The 24,049-nt window shown below is 41.3% G+C and carries 19 protein-coding genes and 1 pseudogene; 1 reads left to right on the forward strand and 19 read right to left on the reverse strand.

Going from position 1 to position 24,049, the window contains the following annotated elements; all coding sequences use genetic code 11:
* Window positions 1-269: 269 nt before the first annotated feature.
* The 19 genes and pseudogenes from ftsZ to ACIFPW_RS21690 all read right to left on the reverse strand — a co-directional run bounded on the left by ftsZ (window position 270) and on the right by ACIFPW_RS21690 (window position 23,327).
* Complete coding sequence (ftsZ, locus tag ACIFPW_RS21600; protein ID WP_194221345.1) at window positions 270-1,412, reverse strand: cell division protein FtsZ; 1,143 nt, start codon at window positions 1,410-1,412, stop codon at window positions 270-272.
* A 30-nt stretch (window positions 1,413-1,442) separates the two neighbouring features.
* On the reverse strand, window positions 1,443-2,723 hold the full coding sequence (gene ftsA, locus ACIFPW_RS21605) for a cell division protein FtsA (RefSeq protein ID WP_194221344.1): 1,281 nt from the start codon (window positions 2,721-2,723) through the stop codon (window positions 1,443-1,445).
* A 479-nt stretch (window positions 2,724-3,202) separates the two neighbouring features.
* Window positions 3,203-3,985 carry a cell division protein FtsQ/DivIB gene (locus tag ACIFPW_RS21610; protein ID WP_226612765.1) on the reverse strand — a complete coding sequence of 261 codons (783 nt, stop codon included), beginning with the start codon at window positions 3,983-3,985 and terminating at the stop codon, window positions 3,203-3,205.
* A gap of 376 nt (window positions 3,986-4,361) precedes the next feature.
* On the reverse strand, window positions 4,362-5,462 hold the full coding sequence (gene spoVE, locus ACIFPW_RS21615; protein ID WP_194221342.1) for a stage V sporulation protein E: 1,101 nt from the start codon (window positions 5,460-5,462) through the stop codon (window positions 4,362-4,364).
* 67 nt (window positions 5,463-5,529) lie between these two features.
* Window positions 5,530-6,869 (reverse strand): annotated as a pseudogene (gene murD, locus ACIFPW_RS21620) (UDP-N-acetylmuramoyl-L-alanine--D-glutamate ligase).
* The gene (gene mraY, locus ACIFPW_RS21625) at window positions 6,869-7,843 is read right to left on the reverse strand and encodes a phospho-N-acetylmuramoyl-pentapeptide-transferase (protein ID WP_430247107.1); all 975 of its coding nucleotides are present in this window, start codon (window positions 7,841-7,843) and stop codon (window positions 6,869-6,871) included. The pseudogene murD and the gene mraY overlap by 1 nt, the downstream one beginning before the upstream one ends.
* A gap of 12 nt (window positions 7,844-7,855) precedes the next feature.
* On the reverse strand, window positions 7,856-9,214 hold the full coding sequence (locus ACIFPW_RS21630) for a UDP-N-acetylmuramoyl-tripeptide--D-alanyl-D-alanine ligase (protein ID WP_430247108.1): 1,359 nt from the start codon (window positions 9,212-9,214) through the stop codon (window positions 7,856-7,858).
* The gene (locus ACIFPW_RS21635; RefSeq protein WP_430247109.1) at window positions 9,211-10,674 is read right to left on the reverse strand and encodes a UDP-N-acetylmuramoyl-L-alanyl-D-glutamate--2,6-diaminopimelate ligase; all 1,464 of its coding nucleotides are present in this window, start codon (window positions 10,672-10,674) and stop codon (window positions 9,211-9,213) included. The genes ACIFPW_RS21630 and ACIFPW_RS21635 overlap by 4 nt, the downstream gene beginning before the upstream one ends.
* Before the next feature lie 97 nt (window positions 10,675-10,771).
* Complete coding sequence (locus tag ACIFPW_RS21640) at window positions 10,772-12,691, reverse strand: stage V sporulation protein D (protein WP_430247110.1); 1,920 nt, start codon at window positions 12,689-12,691, stop codon at window positions 10,772-10,774.
* Window positions 12,692-12,753: 62 nt separating this feature from the next.
* The gene (locus ACIFPW_RS21645) at window positions 12,754-14,961 is read right to left on the reverse strand and encodes a penicillin-binding protein (RefSeq protein ID WP_430247111.1); all 2,208 of its coding nucleotides are present in this window, start codon (window positions 14,959-14,961) and stop codon (window positions 12,754-12,756) included.
* Window positions 14,962-14,981: 20 nt separating this feature from the next.
* Entirely contained in the window at window positions 14,982-15,350 is a 369-nt protein-coding gene (gene ftsL, locus ACIFPW_RS21650) for a cell division protein FtsL (RefSeq protein WP_404682299.1), read from the reverse strand.
* A gap of 35 nt (window positions 15,351-15,385) precedes the next feature.
* A complete protein-coding gene (gene rsmH, locus ACIFPW_RS21655) occupies window positions 15,386-16,315 on the reverse strand; it encodes a 16S rRNA (cytosine(1402)-N(4))-methyltransferase RsmH (protein WP_430247112.1) in 930 nt (309 codons plus the stop codon).
* A gap of 34 nt (window positions 16,316-16,349) precedes the next feature.
* A complete protein-coding gene (gene mraZ, locus ACIFPW_RS21660) occupies window positions 16,350-16,781 on the reverse strand; it encodes a division/cell wall cluster transcriptional repressor MraZ (RefSeq protein ID WP_194222283.1) in 432 nt (143 codons plus the stop codon).
* A 261-nt stretch (window positions 16,782-17,042) separates the two neighbouring features.
* Window positions 17,043-18,665, reverse strand: a complete 1,623-nt coding sequence (gene bshC, locus ACIFPW_RS21665) for a bacillithiol biosynthesis cysteine-adding enzyme BshC (protein WP_430247113.1) — start codon at window positions 18,663-18,665, stop codon at window positions 17,043-17,045.
* Window positions 18,666-18,767: 102 nt separating this feature from the next.
* Window positions 18,768-19,151, reverse strand: a complete 384-nt coding sequence (locus ACIFPW_RS21670; protein ID WP_194221332.1) for a DUF3397 domain-containing protein — start codon at window positions 19,149-19,151, stop codon at window positions 18,768-18,770.
* A gap of 18 nt (window positions 19,152-19,169) precedes the next feature.
* Window positions 19,170-20,051, reverse strand: a complete 882-nt coding sequence (locus tag ACIFPW_RS21675) for a 2-dehydropantoate 2-reductase (RefSeq protein WP_430247114.1) — start codon at window positions 20,049-20,051, stop codon at window positions 19,170-19,172.
* 115 nt (window positions 20,052-20,166) lie between these two features.
* The gene (locus ACIFPW_RS21680; protein ID WP_430247115.1) at window positions 20,167-21,699 is read right to left on the reverse strand and encodes an acyl-CoA carboxylase subunit beta; all 1,533 of its coding nucleotides are present in this window, start codon (window positions 21,697-21,699) and stop codon (window positions 20,167-20,169) included.
* 53 nt (window positions 21,700-21,752) lie between these two features.
* Window positions 21,753-21,965 (reverse strand): biotin/lipoyl-containing protein, encoded by a 213-nt coding sequence (locus ACIFPW_RS21685; RefSeq protein WP_430247116.1) that lies wholly within the window; start codon window positions 21,963-21,965, stop codon window positions 21,753-21,755.
* A gap of 24 nt (window positions 21,966-21,989) precedes the next feature.
* On the reverse strand, window positions 21,990-23,327 hold the full coding sequence (locus tag ACIFPW_RS21690; RefSeq protein WP_430247117.1) for an acetyl-CoA carboxylase biotin carboxylase subunit: 1,338 nt from the start codon (window positions 23,325-23,327) through the stop codon (window positions 21,990-21,992).
* A gap of 230 nt (window positions 23,328-23,557) precedes the next feature.
* On the opposite strand from ACIFPW_RS21690, the gene ACIFPW_RS21695 reads away from it, so the two are divergent.
* Entirely contained in the window at window positions 23,558-24,031 is a 474-nt protein-coding gene (locus tag ACIFPW_RS21695) for an N-acetyltransferase (protein ID WP_194221327.1), read from the forward strand.
* Window positions 24,032-24,049: the final 18 nt, after the last annotated feature.

A 24,049-nucleotide genomic window follows, 5' to 3' on the forward strand; every position in this document is an offset into this window, starting at 1 on the left:
ACCACTGGAGCTGGATTACAAAAAGCGGAAGTGGTCGACTAGCTCCGACAAGCGCTGGAGCCTTTCGATTGGAACACGCCCTTTGTGTTCTAAGCGAACGGTGAAGCGCCTCGAGGACCTGACCACTGGAGCTGGATTACACAAAAAGCGGAAGTGGTCGACCAGGTCCGACAAGCGCTGGAGAGAGAAGAAATGAAGAGATTAAATAAACGACTAACTGAAATTTCTCAAATAAAAAAACCAGCTCTAAAAAGAGCTGGTTTTCTGAGTTATCTTCTATTACGTTTGCGGTTACGAAGGAACGTAGGGATATCTAGCGTATCGTTAGACTCTTCCGTTCTTGTACCGAATTTAGATGGCTCCGGCTGAACTTCTTCCTCTTCATGCTTCTGCTGTTGTATCGGAGCGCTTTGCTTCGATTGTGCAGAAGGACGTGGAACCGTCTTCTTCTTATTTTCGTTCTCGTCAAAGCCAGTAGCGATCACTGTAACAAGAATTTCGTCCTTTAAATCTTCGTTAATTACAGAACCGAAAATCATGTTCACATTCTCATCAGAAGCTGATGAAACAATGTCAGCTGCTTCATTTACTTCGTACAGGCTCAAATTAGATCCGCCCGTAATGTTCATAAGCACACCTTTTGCACCATCAATAGATGTCTCAAGAAGTGGGCTGGAAATAGCTTTTTTGGCAGCCTCAGAAGCGCGATTTTCCCCTGTCGCAATACCAATTCCCATTAATGCAGAACCACGTTCAGTCATAATGGTTTTAACATCTGCGAAGTCAAGGTTAATAAGACCCGGTACTGCAATAAGATCTGATATCCCTTGAACACCTTGACGAAGAACGTTATCCGCTTCACGGAACGCTTCAAGCATTGGAGTGTTTTTATCAACGATTTCTAGTAGACGATCGTTCGGGATAACAATTAACGTATCGACTTTTTCCTTAAGCATAGCAATCCCAGTAACGGCTTGTGTCGAACGCTTCTTACCTTCAAAGGTAAATGGACGTGTGACAACTCCTACTGTTAGTGCACCAAGTTCTTTGGCAATTTCAGCAATGACAGGTGCAGCACCTGTTCCAGTTCCGCCACCCATTCCTGCGGTAACGAATACCATATCAGCACCGCTAAGCGCTTCCTGAATCTGTTCTTTGCTTTCTTCAGCAGCTTTCTTTCCGATTTCCGGATTAGCTCCTGCACCAAGACCTCTTGTTAATTTACCACCAATTTGCATTTTAACTTCTGCTTTAGCAAGGTTCAATGCCTGTGCATCCGTGTTAACAGCAATAAATTCAACACCTTGGACACCATTCTCGATCATACGATTGACAGCGTTGCTTCCGCCTCCGCCGACACCGATTACTTTTATCTGTGCTAATTGTTCCATATTCATATCAAACTCTAACATCTCAGGTCCTCCTAATCTTGTAATAGCCCTTTATTCAACAAATAGATTAAAGAAATTCTTCACTTTCTCTTTCATACCTGGTGAAGAAGATTTCTCACCTGGTTGAGGTTCGGCTTTTGTTCTACGCTTGGGCTTCACTTCTTCTTCAGGGTTGAGTGATGCTGCCACTTCTTTCCCCTGAATCTTCACGTTTTTATACGTGAACTGGATAAGACCAATGCCAGTTGTGTATTGCGGTTCGCGTACGCCGATATAGTCAGGGACCGCAACACGTACATTGTGCTGCAGAATTTCACGAGCAAGTTCAAGAACTCCGTCCATTCCGACCATACCACCGGTTAGAACAAATCCGCCCGGCAATTCACGAATTCCCATTCGCTTAATTTCGTCTTCTATCAATTCTAACATCTCTTCGATCCGAGGTTCTATAATATGAGCCAATTCGTACTGATTAAATTCTTGTTCAGCCGAACTTCCTATTGTCGATACTGTGAAAGCTTCCTCTTCTGAAGCAAGATCAACGAAAGCATTGCCGTGCTTAATCTTAATTCGCTCAGCTTCTTCAGTCGTTGTTCTAAGACCAATCGAAATATCTTTGGTTACGTGATCGCCACCGATTTGAAGTACAGAAGTGGCTTTCAGTGAGCCTTCTTCAAAGATAGAAATCGTAGTAGATCCAGCGCCCATGTTAACTAGTGCTACACCTAAATTACGCTCATCTTTTGATAAAGCCATTGACCCACACGCTAGCGGTTGTAGACAAATATCAGCAATTTCAAGACCCGCTTTTTCAACGCATCTTAGTAAATTATGTAATACTGTTTTTGAACCTGTAATGATTGTTCCTTCCATTTCAAGGCGAACACCAATCATTCCACGTGGATCTGTAATGCCGTCCAGTCCATCAACTACGAACTGTCCTGGAATCACATCAATAATTTCTCGCTCAGGAGGGATAGAAACAACCTGTGCTGCGTCAATTACTCTAGCAATATCTTCATCATGAATTTCACGATCCTCACTCGATACAGCCACTACCCCATGACAGGGTTGTAACTGTACGTGATTGCCGTTAATCCCCACAATCACAGAACGAACCGATAAACCTACCATTCTTTCTGCGTTTTCTACTGCCTGCTTAATTGAACGAACAGTTTCATCTATATCCACAATCGATCCCTTACGAATTCCATCAGAAGGCGCGCTGCCGACTCCAAGAATATTTAAAGAATCGTTCGTCATCTGGCCAATGATTACTTTCACATTGGATGTACCGATGTCTAGACTCACATAAATCTCATTGCTGTTCATTCTCCTGGCACCTCCTTCAAAATGCTACCATGTTCAGGTATTAATAGTTTCTCTATAATAGGGTTGAAAAAATGTCCAACACCTTTATATACACAATAATCTCTTGAATTAAACTTCCTCGAGGCTCGCTTCATGAAGTCCCGGGAAGAATGTGATATAAGGACTCTATTCCACAAATCCGTTTATTTCCCTTCTTTTATACGAGATTTCCTCTTATTTTTTTGGGTAACACTCCCCTACTCTCTTCGGTTCATTTCTTTTTTAATGAAGAGATGTACAAAGCAGTGCATAAGTATTAGTCTACACCATGTGAAAGCAGTAGAAAAGTCACTGTTTTCGTGATTGGAAAGAATTTTGCTGTTTTCTTTCATTTTTACATGAAAATGAGTTATTAAACATAAATTGCCCTGCTCATAAACCTTCGTGAACAAAGAGCATTCCCTGTCCATTAGAACAGGGATTATCTATGCATTTTATCGTCAAGACTCTTTCTTTTCCTCTTCTTCAGTTGAAACGTCCTCATAAGGCTCAAGCCAACTACCTTCATTTAGATAAAGAATACCTTTGGCTTTATCTTTAAGCTTCTCAACTATTAACGGGTAGCTATTCACCTTCTCAGAAAAATCGCTAATGCTTGTTTTCACTTCATATCCGTCTGTCATATAGAGAGTTAAGTTAAAAGCTTTATCCCCATTCGGCGTATAATGAATCTCAGAAATACGATTAATAATACTTAATTCTACTTTCCTGAGCTCGCCTGCCATTTCTGATAGCTCTGTACTTTCGTTCCATTGCATCAAAATAGGAGCGCTCACTGGCGTTTCACCTTTAGGGAGTGCATCAAGAATAGCACCTGATTGCAAAATCGGGAAATATTCACTTCCCTTTTTTAAATACGCGACTCGAGCATTCTCCACAACATCCACTTTAGCAGTTGCAGGAAACTGTCTAGTCACAGTTACTTCTTTAATTTCTTTTGATTTTTCTACCTTTTCTTCTACATTTTTAGCATTTAAATTCCAAAAACTCACGCTATTATTAAGCTCACTTAACTTAATAATTTCTTTTTCTGAAACATAATTATTGCCAGAAACCTCAACGTTCCGAATGTGACTTAAGGAAGATTGGAAGTAAATGATCAGCAAAATGAGAAAGAAGAAGATTGATAAATAGACGATTAATCTTCTGTTAGCGCGCTGCTTACGCTGTGCTTTCAACGTGGGAATCCGATCTTCAATTGTTACAACTTTGCGATCTTCCATTGTCTTGCCTCCGTCTCCGGTAAATGAACTTCTGTCTATACTTACGATGTTACTAACGCTTATCATGGCAACCGAACGGCATGACCCAGCTGTTTGTCCTCATTTCAATCATTATAGCATAAGTTAAGGTGTTATTAGCCTCTAGAAGGAAATTCATCCCAGAGAATTGTTCTTAATAATAAGCTATATTACTTTACATTGTTTATTTCAGCTCTGTGCTGACAAATAGAATGAGCCAATACTTAAGAATCACTAGTATAAGCTAACAAAGCGATATAATAAATAGGTAAATGAAAAGGGTTCCCTCGTAATTTGAATCAATCATGAAAATTATAGAAAAAGAGCGCTCACTGGTGAGCGCCCTTCCATAATCTGCTTAAAATTTTGCGTATCGACTGATATTGAGTAACACTCCCATTGCTACAAGCATGAGCGTTAAGGAAGAGCCCCCGTAGCTAAGGAAAGGAAGGGTAATCCCGGTTACAGGCATTAAGCCAGTTACAACGCCAATATTGATCATTACTTGAATCGCAAGCATGCCGATGATACCAACAGCAAGAAGACTACCAAACAAATCAGGCGCTCTTAGTGCAATTCGAATCCCTCGCCACAGAAGAAGCGAAAATAATAGAATCACAAAGCTTCCACCGATAAATCCGAGTTCTTCAGATAAAATTGCAAAGATAAAGTCTGTTTGCGGTTCAGGTAAATAATAAAATTTCTGTCTACTTTGGCCGAGCCCAAGCCCCATCAGGCCACCCGGGCCAATGGCATACAGCGATTGAATGATTTGAAAACCACTACCGAGTGGGTCACTCCACGGATCAAGGTAGGAGGTGATTCGCGCAATCCGATAGGGCGCTGATAAAATCAGGACGGCAAAGCCGGCTAAACCAAGCATACCAAGCCAAACAAAGTGGGCTATTCTTGCCCCCGAGATAAAAATCATTACAACGCACGTACCAACCATAACCGCTCCAGTTCCAAGATCCGGTTGGAGCATAATCATACCGAAAGCTATGAACACAATACCAAGCGACGGCACTAGTCCTTTTTTGAATGACGTAATGCGTTTTTGATTTTCGGATAAATATTTAGCAAGAAAAGCAATCATTGCAAGTTTTGTAAATTCAGATGGTTGGATTGAAAACGCACCAACACCAAGCCAGCTTCTCGCTCCCCCTCGAACAAGTCCAACTCCTGGGATCAGGACTAGAACAAGTAGAATGAAGCAGATGAGCACGCCTACTTTTGACCAGGTGCGCCATGTCCAATACTCAACGTTCATCACGAAGAACATGGCCACAACACCTACCCCCGCAAAAAGAAGCTGTCTTTTTGCAAAGAAAAATGCATCGTCAAATTTATAAGAGGCCCATACAGCGCTGGCACTGTAAACCATGATTAATCCAATTGCTAACAGCACTAGTGTTGCAGTTAAAAAGACCAGGTCTGGCGTTGATTTTGTTTTCGGCAATAGACCCACACTCCGTTTTGTCGATTTTACCTAACCGAACTCACCGGATAAGCAAGACAACCTCTCATTAGAGTCTATGCATTGCCTCAATAAAGATGTCTCCACGTTCTTCAAACGTTTTGAATTGATCCCAGCTTGCACAAGCTGGTGATAGAAGAACGACATCCTCCGCTTCGGAAAGATTATAAGCTGTTGTAACAGCTTCCTCTACATTATCGACAACTGTCACAGAATCCAGTCCTGCTGATGAAGCTGTTTTTTCTAATTTAGAGGCAGTCTGACCAAACGTAATTAAGTGCTTCACTTTTGTTTGGAAATACGGAATTAAATCGTCAAACCCGTTCCCACGATCAAGACCTCCAGCGAGAAGAATCACGGGCTTCTTGAAGGAATCAAGTGCTTTTTTGTAGCAATCGAATTCGTTGCTTTAGAATCATTGTAAAATTTTCGTTCGTTAACTTCTCCTACGAACTGTAGACGATGTTTCACACCGTGAAAGTTTGTTAGTTCTTGATGGATCTTTTCATTTGAAACACCTGACAACTTCGCTACAGCTATAGCAGCAAGCGTATTTTCCACGTTCTGCTTCATTGATAGATCTTCAATCTTAATCACTTTTTCCTCTTTAAACACGATCCACTCTTCATCAATACATACGCCTGAATCTAGTTTTTTTGTGGCTGAAAAAGGAACGAGTGAAGCATTAGAATCCTCAGCAAAACCAGTGACAAGTTCATCGTCAGCATTATAAACAGCAAAATCTTCTTCGGTTTGATTTTGGAACAAACGAGCTTTAGCTGCGGCATAAGCCTCTTTAGTTCCATGATAATCAAGATGTGCCTCATAAATATTTAGAAGTACTGAAATATGAGGATGGAAGTTCATTGTTCCTTGAAGTTGAAAACTAGAGAGCTCCGTCACAAGCGTTTGATTAGGGGTAGCTTCCGCAGCTACCTCACATACAACTGTTCCAATATTGCCTGCCACAATCGGATTAGACTCTGTATCTCTTAATAATTGTCCAATCAGAGTAGTTGTCGTTGTTTTCCCATTCGAACCTGTTATGGCAACAAACGGAGCTTCTGATATTTCACCTGCGATTTCAACTTCTGTCACAATTGGAATCTCTCTCTTTTGAGCTTCTGCTAAAAGTGGATTTTCATAAGGAATCCCGGGATTCTTCACAATTAAATCGACGCCATCTAGAAGTTCAAGAGGATGCCCACCGCCTACAACGGTGAACCCTAATTCTTGAAGTTCCATTGCTTTAGGATTGTTTTTCACTTCTTCGCGATCATTCACCTTTACGTTAGCGCCAAGAGATCGTAGGAGCTTCGCTGCCGCAAATCCACTTTTCGCTATTCCTAAAACAAGAACAGACTTATTTTCATAATTTACTTTTTTCATTACATCCACACCTCAAGATAGATTCCAAACGTTGCACATAGTAAACCAACTGTCCAAAATGTAGCGACAACACGCCATTCCGTCCAACCAGAAAGCTCATAGTGGTGATGAAGAGGACTCATCTTAAACACACGTTTACCTGTCGTTTTAAATGAAGTTACCTGAATAATAACGGATAGGGTTTCAATGACAAACACCCCACCAATAATGACGAGAAGAAGCTCAAGCTTCGTCATAATGGCAACAGCTGCAAGAGCTCCCCCAAGCGCAAGTGATCCAGTATCACCCATAAATACTTTCGCAGGGTGAGCATTAAAAACAAGAAATCCTAGTACTGCGCCAACGACACTGACGGAGAAAATAGCCACATCATACATGTATACTGACGCCGCAAGAATGGCAAATGCACCGAAGGCAATAGCTGACGTTCCTGCTACAAGCCCGTCCAGTCCATCTGTCAGATTGACAGCGTTTGACGCGCCAACTAGCATGACAAAAAGTAAGATGACATATCCAATGCCAATGTCAAAGCTCCACTCTGTCCCTGGAACATGAATCGCTGTATCAAATCCAACGGTTCTTAATCCAAAATAAACAAGGATCGCAATTAGGAGCTGACCTAATAGTTTTTGTTTTGATGTTAATCCAAGGTTACGCTTTTTCACGACTTTAATAAAATCATCCAAAAAGCCAATCAGTCCATATCCAACTGTTACAAATAAAAGCAGCCAAATTTGGGTTGAAATTTCATCATATTTAAGAGCGATAATAATAGTACCGAGAATAATAGACACAATAATGATCAGTCCGCCCATTGTCGGAGTCCCAGATTTCTTTTGGTGTGACTTAGGTCCTTCTTCTCTGATGCTCTGTCCAAATTTAAGCCTTCTTAAATATGGAATAAATACGGGCGATACTAGCACCGCAATAATAAATGATGTTAATAAGCTAAAAATTAATAATCTTTCAATCACTGTACTGCCTCCTTAAGATTCATTCTCTAATGCCTTTACGATGGTTTCGAGCCCTAGCCCTCTTGAAGCTTTTAACAAAACGGCTGTTTTATCATCAAGTTGGCCCGATAGATATGATGCGGCATCTTCTTTATTGTCAAAGGAAACAGCAGGCACTTGCTGTGCTTCATCTTCCACGATCCCATCATAAATCCACTTTGCTTTTTCTCCAACTGTAATCACTTCCGTAATAGACGGTTGAATCGCCGTTGCTATGTTACGGTGGAGAGATTCTTCTCGATCACCTAACTCATACATATCACCAAGAATGGCGATTTTTTTATGAAATCCTTCCAATTCTGCAAGGGTTTCAACCGCAGCTTTCATGGATGTTGGGCTGGCATTATAGGCATCATTAATAATTAATGCACCGGTTGAACTCCTAAACTTCTCAAGTCTCATCCCAGTAAGGGTTAAGGAAGATAGTGCTTTTCGAATTTGGTCATCTGTCATTCCAAGTTTTCTTCCTGCAGCAATGCTGTAGAGCGCGTTCTTAATATTATGTTTACCTAATAATGCAATTTCGAACGGCTCTTTTTCATTTAGTAACGTAAACGAATACCCATTATCCAGCTTTACTACTTGATCAACTTGAAGATCATTTGTTTCATCGTATCCGCAAGAAATCGCGTTCTTCTGAAGTGGAGCAAGAAGAGGCTCATCTCCATCAATCACGAGATGACCATTTGACTTAAGTCCCTCTGCTATTTCCATTTTCGCTTTGGCGATATTTTCTCGACTGCCAAGTTGAAGTAAATGAGACTCTCCAATGTTCGTAATGATCGCCACATCCGGTGTAGCGATCTGGGTAAGAAGGGAAATCTCACCTGCTCCGCTCATCCCCATTTCAAGAATCAATACGTCTGTTTCTTCAGGCATAGCAAGAACTGTCATCGGGAGTCCCCAATGATTATTCAAGTTGCCCTGTGTTTTATACGTTTTATATTTAGGGCTGAGAACCGCTTCAAGCATATCTTTCGCTGTTGTTTTCCCATTACTGCCGGTTACACCGATAACATATGGATTTTGTTCTCTAAGAACTTGCTTCGCAAGCTCCTGAAATCCAACGGTTGTGTCGTCAACTTCGTAAACGTTTATCTTCCCAACAAGATCTTGAGGAAATGGCTTATTTTTATCCCAAAGCGTTCCTGTTGCCCCATTAGCAATGGCTGCATCAATGAAACGATGACCATCGAATACTTCGCCAACGATCGGAATAAATAATTTGTTTGTACAGTCTTTCCTCGTATCCGTCGCCACACCTTCAAAGACCAGTTCATGTTCAACTGGTCCCTGACTAATATTGTTTAGTAATTTAGATGAAAAGTTCATCTCTTCCGCTCCTTTATTGCCTGACGTGCTATTTGTCGATCATCAAAATCGAGCACTTGATCCCCGATGATTTGATAAGTTTCATGTCCTTTACCTGCAATAAGGACAACATCGCCTTCCACAGCGTGAGTAACAGCATGATGAATAGCTTCTGCTCTATCTGTAATGCGGATATAATGTCCACTTACACCTTCCACCATATCATCTAATATCTGTTCAGGATCTTCACTCCTCGGGTTATCTGAAGTAAGAACCGCTGTATCTGCTAATTCTGTCGCAATCTTTGCCATGAGCGGTCGTTTCGTACGATCTCGATCTCCCCCGCAGCCAACAACAGCAAATACATTCCCTTTTGACATCTCTTTAACCGTTAACAGCACATTCTCAAGGCTATCCGGTGTATGCGCATAGTCAACGATAACGGGAAATTCTTGTCCTTCATCAACAAGTTCGAACCGTCCTGGAACACCTGCAATTTGTTCAAGACTCTCTAAAATACGATCAAGTGATAATCCATTTGAAAGACAAGCTGCAATAGCTGCAAGCGCATTGTAGACGCTGAACTTGCCTGTTAACATTAGTTTCACATCTCGTTCTTCTTCAGGAGTAACGAGGTGGAAACTTGTCCCGTTAGCGGAAAACGAGATGTTATTAGCCATAATATCAGCGTTATTATCAATCCCATATTTTAAAATGTGCGCTGAAGTCATTTGTTCATATTGCTCACTCGCTTGATCATCCGCATTTAAAACGGCTACCTTTTTTCTCCCTGTATCATATGTATTACCTAACTGTGAAAAAAGAAGACCTTTTGCCTGACGATATTCCTCCATTGTTCCATGATAATCAAGATGATCTTGAGTTAAATTTGTAAAGACCGCTACATCATAATCACAGCCTCTAACGCGACCTAATGTTAACGCGTGAGAAGAAACTTCCATAACAGCCGTTTGAACATTGCTTTCCTGCATTTTGGCAAATTGCTTTTGAAGTAGCAATGGTTCAGGTGTGGTGTTTTTCGTCTCGAATTCTTCATCTGCTATTTTCATATTAATAGTGCCGATTAATCCTGTCGTTTGCTGTTCATTACGATGAATCTGCTCAATTAAATGAGAGACGGTCGTTTTGCCATTCGTTCCAGTTACACCAATTAAAGAAAATGATTTCGTTGGATTATGATAGAAATAATTAGCTAGCTCTGCAAGCGCACGATGAGCATCTCTAACAATAATAACTGGAACAGAAACGTCTAGCTCCTTTTCAGATATAAGTGCAACTGCTCCCTGTTGTACAGCCTGCTCAGCAAAATCATGTCCATCCACTGTGTAACCAGGGATACAAACGAATAAACTATTAGCTTCAACTGCTCGACTATCACTTTCAATCGTTGCTATTTCCGGGTTCCCTTTTCCAACTTGCTTATATGTAAGTAATGCATGGAGAAGTTCTTGTAATTTCATCTCTTTCAAACCTTTCTAGTTCGCTGACATATTTTCAGAAAACAAGCCAAGAGCATACGCCTTGGCTTGTTCACTACTTATTGTACTCACCGGTCGCTTATTTGTCACCCATATAAAGTCGAATTTCTGACCCAGCCGGTAATTTCACTCCAGGTTCAGGGGCCTGAGCCACAACGATATCCCCTTCACCACTTGAATCAATTTTCAAATTATACATTGCTTTATGAATATCTTCAGTAGATAAACCTACTAAATCCGGCATTTCAATCATCTCTTCATCCTGCCATGTCTTTTCTTTCTCAATTTGGTCTTCCCTTTTTTCCACACCCATAACCGTCAAACTATCCTGGATAATATTACCTACAATTGGAGCGGCTACGATTCCACCAAATTGGAGCGTATCTTTCGGATTATCAATCGCCACATAGACAACAATTTGAGGATCATCCGCCGGAGCAAAACCAATAAAAGAGACGATATGATTATTTTTTAAATAAGCGCCGTCTTTCGCTTTTTGAGCCGTTCCTGTCTTTCCACCTACCCTATAGCCATCTACATAAGCGTTTTTTCCAGTTCCAAGCGCAACGACCGTCTCAAGCGCATGCCTTACTTCTTCTGATGTTTCTTTTGAAATGACTTGTCTTTTCGCAGTTGGCGAGTTTTTACTTACAACTGCTCCCGTCTCAGGATCTAGCCATTCTTTTGCAATGTATGGTTCATAGAGGGTCCCTCCGTTCACAGCAGCCGAGACAGCTGTCACCTGCTGAATAGGCGTAACGGATACACCCTGACCAAAGGCGGTTGTTGCAAGCTCTAGTGGACCGACATTATCAACATCAAATAATATTCCACTTGCTTCACCTTGTAGGTCAATGCCGGTTTTGTCACCGAAGCCGAATTTATCAATATATGAAAAGAGCTTTTCTTTGCCCAGACGTTCCCCGAGAAGAACGAAACCAGGGTTACAGGAATTTTGCACACCTTCTAAAAACGTTTGGCTTCCATGACCTCCAGCTTTCCAACATCTTAATTTTGTTCCAGCCACTTCAATGCTTCCAGGGTCGTGAAAATGATCTTTCTCAAGATCAACTTCCCCTTCCTCAAGAGCAGCAGCTAGCGTAATAATCTTAAATGTTGATCCTGGTTCATACGTACTCCATACAGGCTTATTTTGATTCCAGACGTCAGGAGAGACTTGCTGAAATTCTTCTGGATTAAAATCCGGCCTTGAAGTCATCCCGAGAATCTCACCTGTATTGGGATCCATAGCAATGGCTGCCGCTCCATCCGGATGGTAGGTAGCTTCCGCAATATCCAACTCTCGTTCCATAATTGTCTGGATTTTTGAATCAATTGTTAAGCGTAGATCGAGCCCATCTACAGGTTCTGTATAATCATCTGCAAGAGAAGGCATCCGCTTACCTTTCGCATCTGCATAATACTCAACCTGTCCTTTTTCACCGCTTAACTCTTCATCATAATAGAGCTCAATACCTGTCAAACCTTGATTATCAATACCACTGAACCCTAGCACGTGAGCTAGAAAGTCGCCGTTTGGATAGTGACGTTTGTTATCTTCAGCAATGTAAACACCTGAAAGATTCAATTTCCGAATTTCATTTGCCTTTTCATTCGACATTTTCTTACCTTCAGGACGAATCCAAACCATTGATTGATTCTGGGTGATCGTTTCATAAACCTTTTCTTTACTCGTATTAAGGGAAGCAGCAAGAGCTTCAGCAGTAGCCGCAGGATTTTGAAGCTGTCTTGGAACGATTAGTACAGAAGGGGCACTAATATTCGTTGCAAGAGGCACTCCGTTACGATCCAAGATTTCGCCTCGACTCGGTTCGAACGGAATATTTCGACTCCAAGAATCTTTCGCTTTCTCACTTAGCCAATTTCCCATCACAAGCTGCACATAACCAAGCCTCACGACGACAACCGCAAATACAAATAGACCGATGACAAGCGCCATCACAAGTCTCCTTCGAACAGTAACAGTGGAAACGCGCATAAACTCATCCTCCCTGATTATGCTCGTTCCACTATATGTTCAACACGGTTTAGATAGACCTGCTAGTCTGTAATTGGCTCCGCATCTTCCTCAGCTTCCGTTTGTTCTGGTTCTTCTTCAGAAGAAGGAGACTTCAGCTCAACGACTAGATAGTCGTCTTTTTTGATATTACTTCCTTTGTTAATCCCTTGCTTCGTAACATATCCAGCTCCCATGACGTTCGGTTTAAGGTCCATTAGCTCGACTAACTTCATAACGTCAGCTAGAGACCACCCAGTAATATCAGGCATTTTCGCACTACCTTCTGCCCGCAAAATAATTCGTTCATTATCGAGTATTTTCGTACCTGCATGAGGAGATTGACCTGTGACTTCTCCATCACCAAGTACTGTAACCGATAAGCCTTTCGCTTCAAGTTCTTTCTTCGCTTCGTCTGCATTCATGCCCGTCACTTCTGTTAATACCTGACCGCTCTCTTTCTTTGAGCTTTCTTCGGACGTTTCTTCTTTCTTTTCCATCGGATCAATATTTAAATATTGAAGACTATTTTTCATAACCGTGTTAAAGATAAGAGAAACAGGGTCACTTCCAAGTTCAGGATATTCAAGCTGTGGGCGGTCAACAGCAACATAGACTACTAATTCCGGATCATCTGCAGGTGCCATACCTATAAACGAAAAGATGTTATTTCCATATCCACTCATATAGCCCTTTGAACCTTGTGAAATTTGAGCTGTACCGGTTTTACCAGCAATCTCGTAACCTTCAATGTTATATGGGGTACCTGTGCCATCCGTCACTACCGTACGTAAAAGATCTCGCGTTTGTTTAGCAGTGTCTTTAGAAATAGGTTCTCCAGCTACTTCAGGTTCGTGATTCAGCTTCACTTCGTTTGATTCAGGATCAACTATTTTTTCTATGACATATGGCTTCATCATCTTACCGCCGTTAGCTATTGCAGTTATAGCTTGTACTTGCTGGATTGGCGTTATCGTAGATCCTTGTCCAAATCCAGTCGTAATTCGTTCAAGCTCTCCGCCATAAGTAATTCTTGAAGAAGACTCCCCTGGGAGATCAATACCTGTTTTCGAATCCAATCCGAATTTAGTTAAGTAACCCTTATACTTCTCATAGCCTAGCTTTTCTTTAACAAGGATAGAAGCTGCAACGTTAGAGGATTGTCGAATACCTTCATCAAAACTAATTGCACCCCATCCTTCACCACCATTATGATCACTCACTCGACCACCAGGCACTGAATATTGACCTGACTGGAAGAGCTCGTCTCCATTGTATACACCTTCTTCAATGGCTGATGCCACAGTGAAAATTTTCATAGTCGAACCTGGCTCAAATGCCGTAAGAGCCATATTCGTGTAATTAGAAACGTTTCTTAAGTTTGGATCAAACGTTGGACGATTGCCCATCGCTAGGATTTTACCTGTATCTGGATCTGCAACAATCGCCGTCATTCGTTCAGGGTTGAATTTCTCCTGTGCCTCGTTCAAAGCATTTTCCATTAACACTTGGATTTTTTGATCAATTGTTAAATAAACATCGTTTCCACTTTTGGAAGGGGTGATATTCTCGTTACCATAAGGAAGTCTGAATCCTTCACGATCACTTTGATACGTTTCTTTCCCTTCCTGCGGCACGAGATATTTATTCAATTTCTTTTCTAATCCTAGTAGACCTTCCTGCACGCCATCTTCGTTTTCATTTGTAAAACCAAGAAGATGTGAAGCAAACTCTTCGTTCGGATAGAGTCTTGTTTTCGTTGGGATGAATCCAACTCCTGGTAAATCCATTTCTTCTATTTTTTCTTTTTGAGTTAAGCTTAAATCTTTACCCGATGCACCAAATTCTACTTGAAAAGGATCGTCTCTTGATAAAATTTCTTTTACATCAGATTCTTCCATCTCGATAATAGGTGCAAGCGCAGCAGCTGTTTTATCGATGTCTTCTACATGGTCCTCATATTCTTTATCCAAAATCGCTCTTAGCGTAAAGGAAGGAATATCGGTAGCTAGAGCATTCTCACCTGTTCGGTCAAAGATCGTACCGCGATCCGCTTCGAGGATTTTGCTTCTAGTCCACTTATCTTTTCCAAGCTCCATTAAGTCCACTTTTTCACCGTCTGAACCTGATACCGCCTGTGTCCACTCGATGTAGAAAAACCGTCCAATAAAAGCAAAAAAGAGCAGGACAAATAGTGACATTAAAATCGCTGCTCCAACATTAATATGTGAGTTCTTGTTTGTTTCTTTCATGACAGTGCAAACCTCCGAAATTATGATCCTTTGTTGATCACTTCTACATTTTGATCATTCAGTTCCATGCCTAATTTTTCTTCGGCAATGTTCACAATTCGACCAGGCGCACTTAATTCTGTCACTTTAACCTGAAGCTCTTCATTCTGTTTCACTTGAGCACGTTGGTCTGCTTCCGCTTGCTGCAGTCCAGTATTCAAATTATAAATCTTAGCGTAGTTAGAAACCATAAAGATCGACGCCGCCACGAACGTTAGTACAAGCATCATCCAGAGCAACTTCTCTCCTTTAGTGATTCGTCCACGTTCCACATGGACAGCTTGCTGTTTTGTTTCAACTTGTTTTTTTTGCGTTTGCTGCTGCTGATACTTATACGCCAGGTTACTCATCATTTTCCCCCTTGCACCTCTTTATATTTTTATCTTTACACTTTCTCTGCTACACGAAGCTTTGCGGATCGTGCGCGTCTGTTTGCTTCTTGTTCTTCTTCTGACGGAAGAATCGGCTTTCTTGTTACAAGTTTAATATCAGGCTGGTAGGCATCTGGAATAATCGGCATTCCAGGCGGAAGTTCTGGACCAGAAGCCGCTTCCTTCATAGTCGTTTTGCAAATACGATCTTCAAGAGAATGGAACGTGATCACACTCATTCTGCCACCAGAGTTCAAAATAGACATCCCATCTTTAAGAGCCTCTTCAAATACTTTAAGCTCATCATTCACTGCTATTCGAATAGCCTGAAAAATCCTTTTAGCGGGATGCCCTCCCTTCCTTCTCGCAGGTGCTGGAATAGCGTCCTTAATAATATCAACGAGTTCAAATGTGGTTTCAATCGGTTTTAAGTCTCTTGCTTTTTCAATTTTGCGAGCGATTTGTTTTGAAAACTTTTCTTCACCAAATTTGAAAAAAATCGAGACGAGGCGCTCATACTGCCATTCATTCACCACTTCATACGCCGATAAACTGGAAGATTGGTCCATTCTCATATCGAGCTGAGCATCATGCTGATAACTAAACACCCGCTCACCTTTATCAAGCTGCGGAGAGGAAACACCAAGGTCGAATAAAATGCCATCAACGCCATCAACACCAAGTTCAGAGAGAGCTTCTTTGATGAAGCTAAAGTTTCGTTCAATAACTGTCAGCTTGTCCTCATAGCCTGCAAGTGTTGTTTTGGCGTTATCTATTGCCCATTGATCCTGATCAAAAGCATAGAGGTGTCCTGTGGTAAGCTTATCCAGGATTGCTTTTGAATGACCGCCGCCGCCAAGCGTACAGTCAACATAAATGCCATCTTCTTTAATATTTAGTGCGTTCACTGCTTCTTCTTTTAATACTGTAATGTGTTCAAACATAGCTACACCTTAACCTTCATTCCATATTGACCTTCTACAAATCGAAATCCATCATACTTTCCGCGATTTCAGAGAAAGACTCTTCTGATGCATTGAAGTACTCTTCCCAAACGGCTTTGTCCCAAATTTCTAATCGATTTGAAACACCAATCACAACGCATTCTTTCTCAAGCCCTGCATACTGGCGTAATGTTCCGGCAATATTTACCCTGCCCTGTTTATCCAGTTGGCATTCAGTTGCACCCGAGAAAAAGAATCGGGTAAAAGCACGAGCATCTTTCTTTGTAAAAGGGAGTGTCTTCATCTTCTCTTCAAGAACTTCCCATTCTGTCATTGGGTAGCCGAAGATGCATTTATCTAACCCGCGAGTGAGGACGAAGGTTTCACCAAGTTCTTCACGAAACTTAGCGGGAATGATCATTCTGCCTTTTTCATCAACAGTATGCTGATATTCCCCCATAAACATGGCTTCCTCCACCTCTCCCACTTTCTACCTCTAAGTTACCACAACTCCCCACTTTTCACCACTAAAAAAATAATTCGTACCACAAAACAAAAATCCTGCTGTTCAGCGGGATTTTTATTTAAAAATATTTGGTTTTCAAACAAAAAGGGTACTCGCCATTCCGCGGGTGCCTGTCACCCGCTTGAAATCATGCCATACAGAGGTTATATTGGCCAAATCAAAAAAGCTGCCAGAATCCTCCGGCAGCTTTCCTTCTATCCCTTAAAGATAAATCACCTTATGCTTATCATTAAACGGAAGCTCAAGTTCCATCACTTGATCCACAAAATCCAAACCATGCCAATTTAAATAATAGACTGCGTTCCACTTCCGCTCTTGAGGCGCCCCGTTAGGTTTTAACGCAAAGCCTACTTCATCGAATTTATCCAGCGTATTTTCATGCTGATACTCGAGTGATTGATAAAGTTTTTGCTGAAGAAGATCAAGCTGTCTTTGAAGAAATTGGCCATTTTTTTCAGCAAAGCGATTAAGTCCATGATCAACGGATTCTGTTAATTCGCGAAGATTTTGATGAATGTCGTCCACTTTCAACTTAGCATCTTTAAATGCAGCCCCGATCCCTACATCATCTAAATGACGCACGTAGGATTCTTTCGAGTGATCAATCCCTGACTTTAGGATTTCATCATCTGATAAAGAGAGATCATCGACATACTTTTGAATATGTCGCTCTACAAACGTAAATGTCAGTCGCGGCACGATGACAGGCATTTTTATTCCGAAAGTATGAAAGGCTGGCTTCAGTAAAGCCCAGTAAGCAAGTTCACCTGGTCCAGCCACAAAACCTAGCACAGGAAACATTAAATCTTGCATGATCGGTCGCGTCACAACATTGTTACTTAAATCTTCCGGCTGATGTTCCGCTAATTCAAGCAGCTCTTCTTTTGAGTAGGAAACGGAAGCGGTTTTCCCCTCAAATCTTCCGTTTATTCGTTCTAGTAATATCCGTTCGCCGTTTACCTTTACGAATAAATTTGCTTGTAGGTCATCAAGATCGACACCAATTGGATAATTCTCTTCACGAAGATGAGCCGCCTGGGTTAAAACACCTTCATTGATTGTTTCATTTTGATGAATCATTTGTTTAAACGCGTCAGTCTGTAGACGGCGAAAATCTCGGTTACCTGAATCTACGAGCACAAGTCCATGCTTTGAAAAAAGCTTTGTCATGATGTAACAAAAATGATCAACGTACGTATTAGATTTCTCAGTTACACGTTCTAGAAACCCTTGAATCTCTTTCGTATAAGAGGTTTCGCCAAATCGTTTGAGCATGTCACGCGTCCAAGAGTTAATCGCATCATGATCAAGCGATATATCAGACAATGCCTGCTTTGTCATTTGCTTTTGAGGCACTGCCTCTTTGCGCTCTCGCCCTTCATCATACGAATAAATATGATTGACTTCATGATAATCATGATCTTCTCCAGCTACCCAAAAGATAGGTATAACAGGTACACCTAGCTTTCGTTCTTTCTCTGCTGCTAATTTAATGACCGATATCGCTTTATTGATCGTATAAAGGGGACCAGTTAACACCCCAGCCTGTTGCCCTGCAACAACAGTTACCGCTTCTGGCTGTTGTAAACGCTCGATATTTGCAAGCGCCGGTCCTTCTGCTTCAAATTGCTCATTAAACTCCATCAAGTGTTCCGTTAAATTCGCACGATCTTGATGACGTTCCATTAACTCTTCGTATCGCTTTTCATATGAGGAATCATGCTGATATGTATAGTCAAAAAAAGCTGAGATTCCTTTTTTCTCAGCAATGTAATCTGTCGCAATGACATTTGATCCTGGAAGGAATGTTTCTTTGAGTTTCATTTATATTTCTTCCTTTCTTGACACAAATGCGGAACTCCGCCTATTTAATCCTTTGTTAGTATATCAAACTTCCTCATTGCTACCAAAAAAAAAGCTTATAAGTTAGACCGATAGAATTCGGTGAACTAACCCAATAAGCACTAAAACAATATACCCTGTAGAAAACAATAGAAAATTAAAACGCCACGCACCTTTTATCACTTTGTGAATCTCGACATCATCTTTCATTTTCCAATGAAGCACGGTAAATGCACCAGCCGCCCCAATAATCATTAGTAAAATGACCCAAAGAAATGATTGACCAAGTAATTCAACGAGAATAAAGTGAACGCTTAAGATAAAAAAAATCGTTGAAACATCTACCGCAAGACGAAAGGAGAACTTTTTCTTCCGCGTCGTTTTTACCGTAATAATATAGACCAGGTACCAGGCAAGCAGCGGAATGGTTACGGCCGTTGCTACAATCCATGATAAGAGGTTTTCCATTTCATGAGACTCCTTTCTCTATCTATTTAACATCTCAAGACCCTTCACACTGTCATAGACAAACCTGGAATAAGGAACGTATTGGCCATTTAATTCAGCTTCTTTAAGAATAAAGCCTGTGATCGCATCGATCTCTGTCACTCTTCCCGCCTTTAAGTCCGCAAGCATAGATGACGTATTCGAGCTTGTTCGCCTGCATATAAGCTGCGTATCATTCCAAGCATCTTCATACTCTAATTGAAGTACGCGACAGGTCTCCTTAACTAATTCTCGCATCACACTATAAAACCTTGGATTTTGGAGCAACTCTCCATTTGTTACGTGATAAATTCCGCTGAGAGGATTAATCGCACAGTTCACAATAAGTTTTTTTGCAAGCATCTGGTACCAGTCACTTTCATAATAAATCGGAAAATCCCTAGTTGAGAGGTTTGCAAGCGGATTAGGAAGGCCACTAAATGCACTCACTCTTATAACGCCGCTTCCTGTGTGTTCGACCGTTCTCTCATCTACCTTCTTTGCGCCATGCTCAATAACTCCAACTAGAATATTATGCTGTAGCAATGATAAATGAGAAAGGTGCCCCATGCCGTTTTGTACAAAAAGGATATCTGGTAAATGGTTATCCCGGTATACCTTTTGAATCATCTTTATAACAGAGGGAACTTGATTTGATTTCACTGCAACAACGAGTAAATCCGATTCGTCCCCCGCCAGAAGATGCGTGGATCGCACATGCGCTACGCGTATATTTTCTCCTTGCTTATATGTAATCCCTCGATTGAGCTGATCAGCTTGTTCTATTCGATGACATACGACTGTAACGACGCGCTCTTCCATCGCAAATTTTGATGCTAACAGTAAACCGATTGATCCAGCTCCGATAACCGTAATATTCAACTTTCAAGTCACCCTCTTGTCTAACACATGATATTCTTCTTAAAGTTTAGCACAGGTTCTCGTCAATGATGAGTAAAAAATCCCTTAACAGTTAAGTTAAGGGATTTTATGGCTTTTATACAGGATAAACAGGGTGTTTCTTATCTGGCGCTGCCACTTCTTTTGATTCATAGTAGCTTAATCGATCCACTAAAACTTCACGCAGCTCACTTCCGGGAACTATGTCATCCACAATCAATTCAGAAGCAAGTTTGTAAATATCAATGTGTTCTTTATACTCCTGATGCTTCTCTTTGACGTATTCCATACGTTCCTTAGGATCCTCAATCGCATTTATCTTATTAGCATAAACAGCATTGACTGCAGCTTCAGGTCCCATTACGGCAATTTGTGCAGTCGGAAGAGCTATGCAGCAATCAGGTTCAAATGCAGGGCCTGCCATCGCATACAACCCCGCTCCATAAGCTTTCCTCACGACTACCGAGATCTTTGGTACCGTAGCCGAGCTCATTGCCGCAATCAATTTAGCGCCGTGGCGAATAATCCCAGCACTTTCAACTTTCGTTCCAATCATAAATCCAGGAACGTCCGCAAGAAACACGAGAGGAATATGATAGGCATCGCAGAGCTGAATAAATTTCGCACCCTTATCTGCAGAATCAACGAAAAGAACGCCGCCTTTAACCTTTGGTTGATTGGCAATCAATCCAACTACTCGTCCATCTATTCGAGCAAAACCAGTAATCAACTCTGGCGCAAAGAGCTTCTTCATTTCAAAAAAGCTTTCACTATCCACGAGTGCCTCAATTAAGTCATACATGTTAAACGGCGCATTTTGATTTTCAGGTACGATATCACTGATCGACTTTTCAAGCGAAGGTAGCTTACCTTCTAGATGAGGTGTGCGCTTATGGAAATTCCCCGGAAAATAACTAAGGTAGTTCCTTCCAAGTTCAATCGCTTCCTCCTCGTTTGCAGCAAGAACGTCACCGCACCCGCTTGTACTGCAGTGCATTCGTGCACCACCCATTTGTTCTAACGTTACTTTTTCACCTATTACTTTTTCAGCCATCCTAGGTGAACCAAGATACATCGACGCGTTTTTATCGACCATAATGACAATATCACAGAAAGCTGGTATGTATGCGCCACCGGCGGCTGAAGGTCCAAACAGCAAGCAAACTTGTGGTACCATTCCAGACATTTTCACTTGATTATGAAAAATCCTTCCAGCCCCACGTCGATTTGGAAACATTTCAAGCTGATCTGTAATTCTAGCTCCGGCTGAATCGACCAAATACAAAAGAGGTACCTTCAAGCTCATTGCTGTTTCTTGAATGCGAATAATCTTCTCAACCGTTCTCGCACCCCAAGATCCTGCCTTAACCGTAGAATCATTGGCCATCACACAAACCTTTTCTCCGTTCACTTTGCCAATCGCGGTGACAACCCCATCTGCAGGAAGATCTTTTGCATAATTGTTCGCGAATTTACCATCTTCTGTGTATTCACCGCTATCAAATAGAAGCTTAAGTCTGTCACGCACAAAAAGCTTATTCGATTGCTTTAGCTTTTGATGGTATTTGTCAGATCCACCACCTTCTACTTCTGTAGCTTTAGTGGCTAAAAGTTCTTCAAGATGATTCATTTTGAATCCTCCTTTGTTTTTGATTAGATCGAGCGCTCGTTCAGCTAGCTTCCTTACTTAACGGTAACGAGAACATCACCTTCGTTAACAAAATCACCAACGCTTACTTTCACCTCTGTGACCGTTCCTTCCTCTACACCTTCAATTGGAATTTCCATCTTCATCGATTCAAGCATCACAAGCTCCTGTCCTGCTATAATTGAATCTCCTTCTCCTACCATTACGTTTAATACCGTTCCAGCCATTGATGCTTTTATTTCTTGCATTTTCATCATTCCTTTTCTAATTGATTATTTTTTAATAAGATGACGAGCTAAATAAGACGTCGAATAATTCCCCTCTTGAAAATGACGCTCACCTAGTAATTGGGTAAACAACGGACCATTATGCTTGATCCCAGTTAATGAGAATTCCTTAAAGAAAGCCTCTCCTTTGTCGATCGCTTCTTTACGAGTAGCGCCTGACACAATAATTTTGGCAATCATCGGATCATAGAACGGGGAAACGCTTGAACCACTTTCGTAGCCTGCATCAATCCGAACCCCTTCTATTTCAGGAAACATTAGCGTTTCAATTTTGCCAGGTGATGGCATAAACGATGTTGGGTCTTCTGCATATAGCCTAAATTCAATACTATGACCAGTTGGCACAATATCTTCTTGCTTCAAAGGTAAGTCTTTACCTTGTGCAACAAGGAGCTGCCATTCAACTAAATCTACTCCAACAGTTTCTTCCGTGATCGGATGCTCTACTTGTAACCTGGTGTTCATTTCTAGAAAATAAAAGTTTTCATTCTGATCCATCACAAATTCAACTGTCCCAGCATTTGTATAATGAACATGCTTAGCAGCTAATAAAGCGGCTTCTCCTATTTGAACACGAGTCTTTTCAGACAAAAAAGGTGATGGCGTTTCTTCAAGCACCTTCTGATTACGCCTCTGTATCGAGCAATCTCTTTCAAACAGATGAACGATATTGTTATTGTCATCTCCCACAATTTGCACTTCGATATGGCGCGCATCGTCAATGAATTTTTCGACGAACATCGCTCCATTGCCAAAATAGGCTTTAGCACGGTTCTGACTTGATACGAATGCTTTTTCTAGCTCTTGATCATTTTCACAGCGCTGCATGCCAATCCCGCCTCCGCCTGCAGCTGCTTTTAACATGATCGGATAGTTGATTTCATTTGCAAATGCGATCGCTTCTGTCACATCCTCAATTTCACCACTGCCCGGAACGACCGGTACCCCTGCTTCTTGCATTGTTTTTCTCGCAGTGATTTTATCACCCATTGCCTCAACCACATCAGCAGATGGTCCGATAAAGGTTATCCCTCTCTCTTCAATCTTTCTTACAAAAGAGGCGTTCTCAGACAAGAAGCCATATCCGGGATGTACAGCATCCACCTTCTCTTCTTGCGCGATTCGAAGAATTTCATCCTGATTTAAGTAGGATTTAGCTGCTGGTGGATCTCCAATGTGATGAGCCGTTGTTGCTTGGTTTACGTATGGAAGATCTTTGTCAGCGCTAGAATAAACAGCAACCGTCTCTATTCCTAGTCTGCTGCATGTTCGAATGATTCGTTCAGCAATTTCGCCACGGTTTGCAATTAGGATTTTTTTCAAACTATCGCCCCTCTCATTACAATCATGAACCAGGTTTTTGAAAACCCTTACATTTATCATATCATTAATTCCGCTTCACGTTTCAATAAATATTCAAATTATTCCTTTTATACTTTGTTTTTTGAAATGAGGAAAAGTTTCGTGTTTTCGGTTATAATATAAATGAGAAGGAGTTTATACTTCTATTCATCCTAGAGATTAAATAAGCACATTTGACGGAGGGGGCCGCTATGGTAGACTTAACAGTTCGTCCACTTGTAATCAATTACAAAACTCTTGAGGAGTTTAAGAAATTTAAAGAGTTCGGCATTCAGGAACTTTCCATGATGGAGGATCTTCAGGATAATATCATCGAAAACGATAGTGAATCGCCATTCTATGGTATCTACTACGCTGACAAACTAGTAGCTAGAATGAGCCTTTATCGAATCGATGGAAAGTATGATCGTTACTTCGATCCACCACAGGATTACCTGGAACTTTGGAAGCTCGAAGTGCTTCCGCAGTATCATAATCGAGATTATGGTTCGACTCTTGTTAATTTCGCAAAAACATTTAATGTTCCAGTGAAAACAAATGCGAGACAAGGTTCAGGTGAATTTTGGGAGAAAATGGGGTTTGAAGCCGTTACGTATCAACCTGATCGTGATCGAGGCGAAAATCCGTATGTTTGGTACCCAGAAGGCGTTTCCGAACAAGAATAATAAAGAAATAGGAGCAGC

Source organism: Pseudalkalibacillus sp. NRS-1564 (assembly GCF_050467905.1).
Lineage (GTDB): Bacteria > Bacillota > Bacilli > Bacillales > Guptibacillaceae > Guptibacillus > Guptibacillus hwajinpoensis_B.

Bases quoted from the DNA above. Each gene is read 5' to 3' on its own strand.
- ftsL (WP_404682299.1), bottom strand. From the start codon at position 15,350: ATGAGTAACCTGGCGTATAAGTATCAGCAGCAGCAAACGCAAAAAAAA.
- ACIFPW_RS21640 (WP_430247110.1), bottom strand. From the start codon at position 12,691: ATGCGCGTTTCCACTGTTACTGTTCGAAGGAGACTTGTGATGGCGCTT.
- ACIFPW_RS21635 (WP_430247109.1), bottom strand. From the start codon at position 10,674: ATGAAATTACAAGAACTTCTCCATGCATTACTTACATATAAGCAAGTT.
- ACIFPW_RS21630 (WP_430247108.1), bottom strand. From the start codon at position 9,214: ATGAACTTTTCATCTAAATTACTAAACAATATTAGTCAGGGACCAGTT.
- ACIFPW_RS21680 (WP_430247115.1), bottom strand. From the start codon at position 21,699: ATGAATCATCTTGAAGAACTTTTAGCCACTAAAGCTACAGAAGTAGAA.
- ftsA (WP_194221344.1), bottom strand. From the start codon at position 2,723: ATGAACAGCAATGAGATTTATGTGAGTCTAGACATCGGTACATCCAAT.
- rsmH (WP_430247112.1), bottom strand. From the start codon at position 16,315: ATGTTTGAACACATTACAGTATTAAAAGAAGAAGCAGTGAACGCACTA.
- bshC (WP_430247113.1), bottom strand. From the start codon at position 18,665: ATGAAACTCAAAGAAACATTCCTTCCAGGATCAAATGTCATTGCGACA.
- ACIFPW_RS21610 (WP_226612765.1), bottom strand. From the start codon at position 3,985: ATGGAAGATCGCAAAGTTGTAACAATTGAAGATCGGATTCCCACGTTG.
- ACIFPW_RS21670 (WP_194221332.1), bottom strand. From the start codon at position 19,151: ATGGAAAACCTCTTATCATGGATTGTAGCAACGGCCGTAACCATTCCG.
- mraZ (WP_194222283.1), bottom strand. From the start codon at position 16,781: ATGTTTATGGGGGAATATCAGCATACTGTTGATGAAAAAGGCAGAATG.
- ACIFPW_RS21685 (WP_430247116.1), bottom strand. From the start codon at position 21,965: ATGCAAGAAATAAAAGCATCAATGGCTGGAACGGTATTAAACGTAATG.
- ACIFPW_RS21695 (WP_194221327.1), top strand. From the start codon at position 23,558: ATGGTAGACTTAACAGTTCGTCCACTTGTAATCAATTACAAAACTCTT.
- ACIFPW_RS21645 (WP_430247111.1), bottom strand. From the start codon at position 14,961: ATGAAAGAAACAAACAAGAACTCACATATTAATGTTGGAGCAGCGATT.
- ftsZ (WP_194221345.1), bottom strand. From the start codon at position 1,412: ATGTTAGAGTTTGATATGAATATGGAACAATTAGCACAGATAAAAGTA.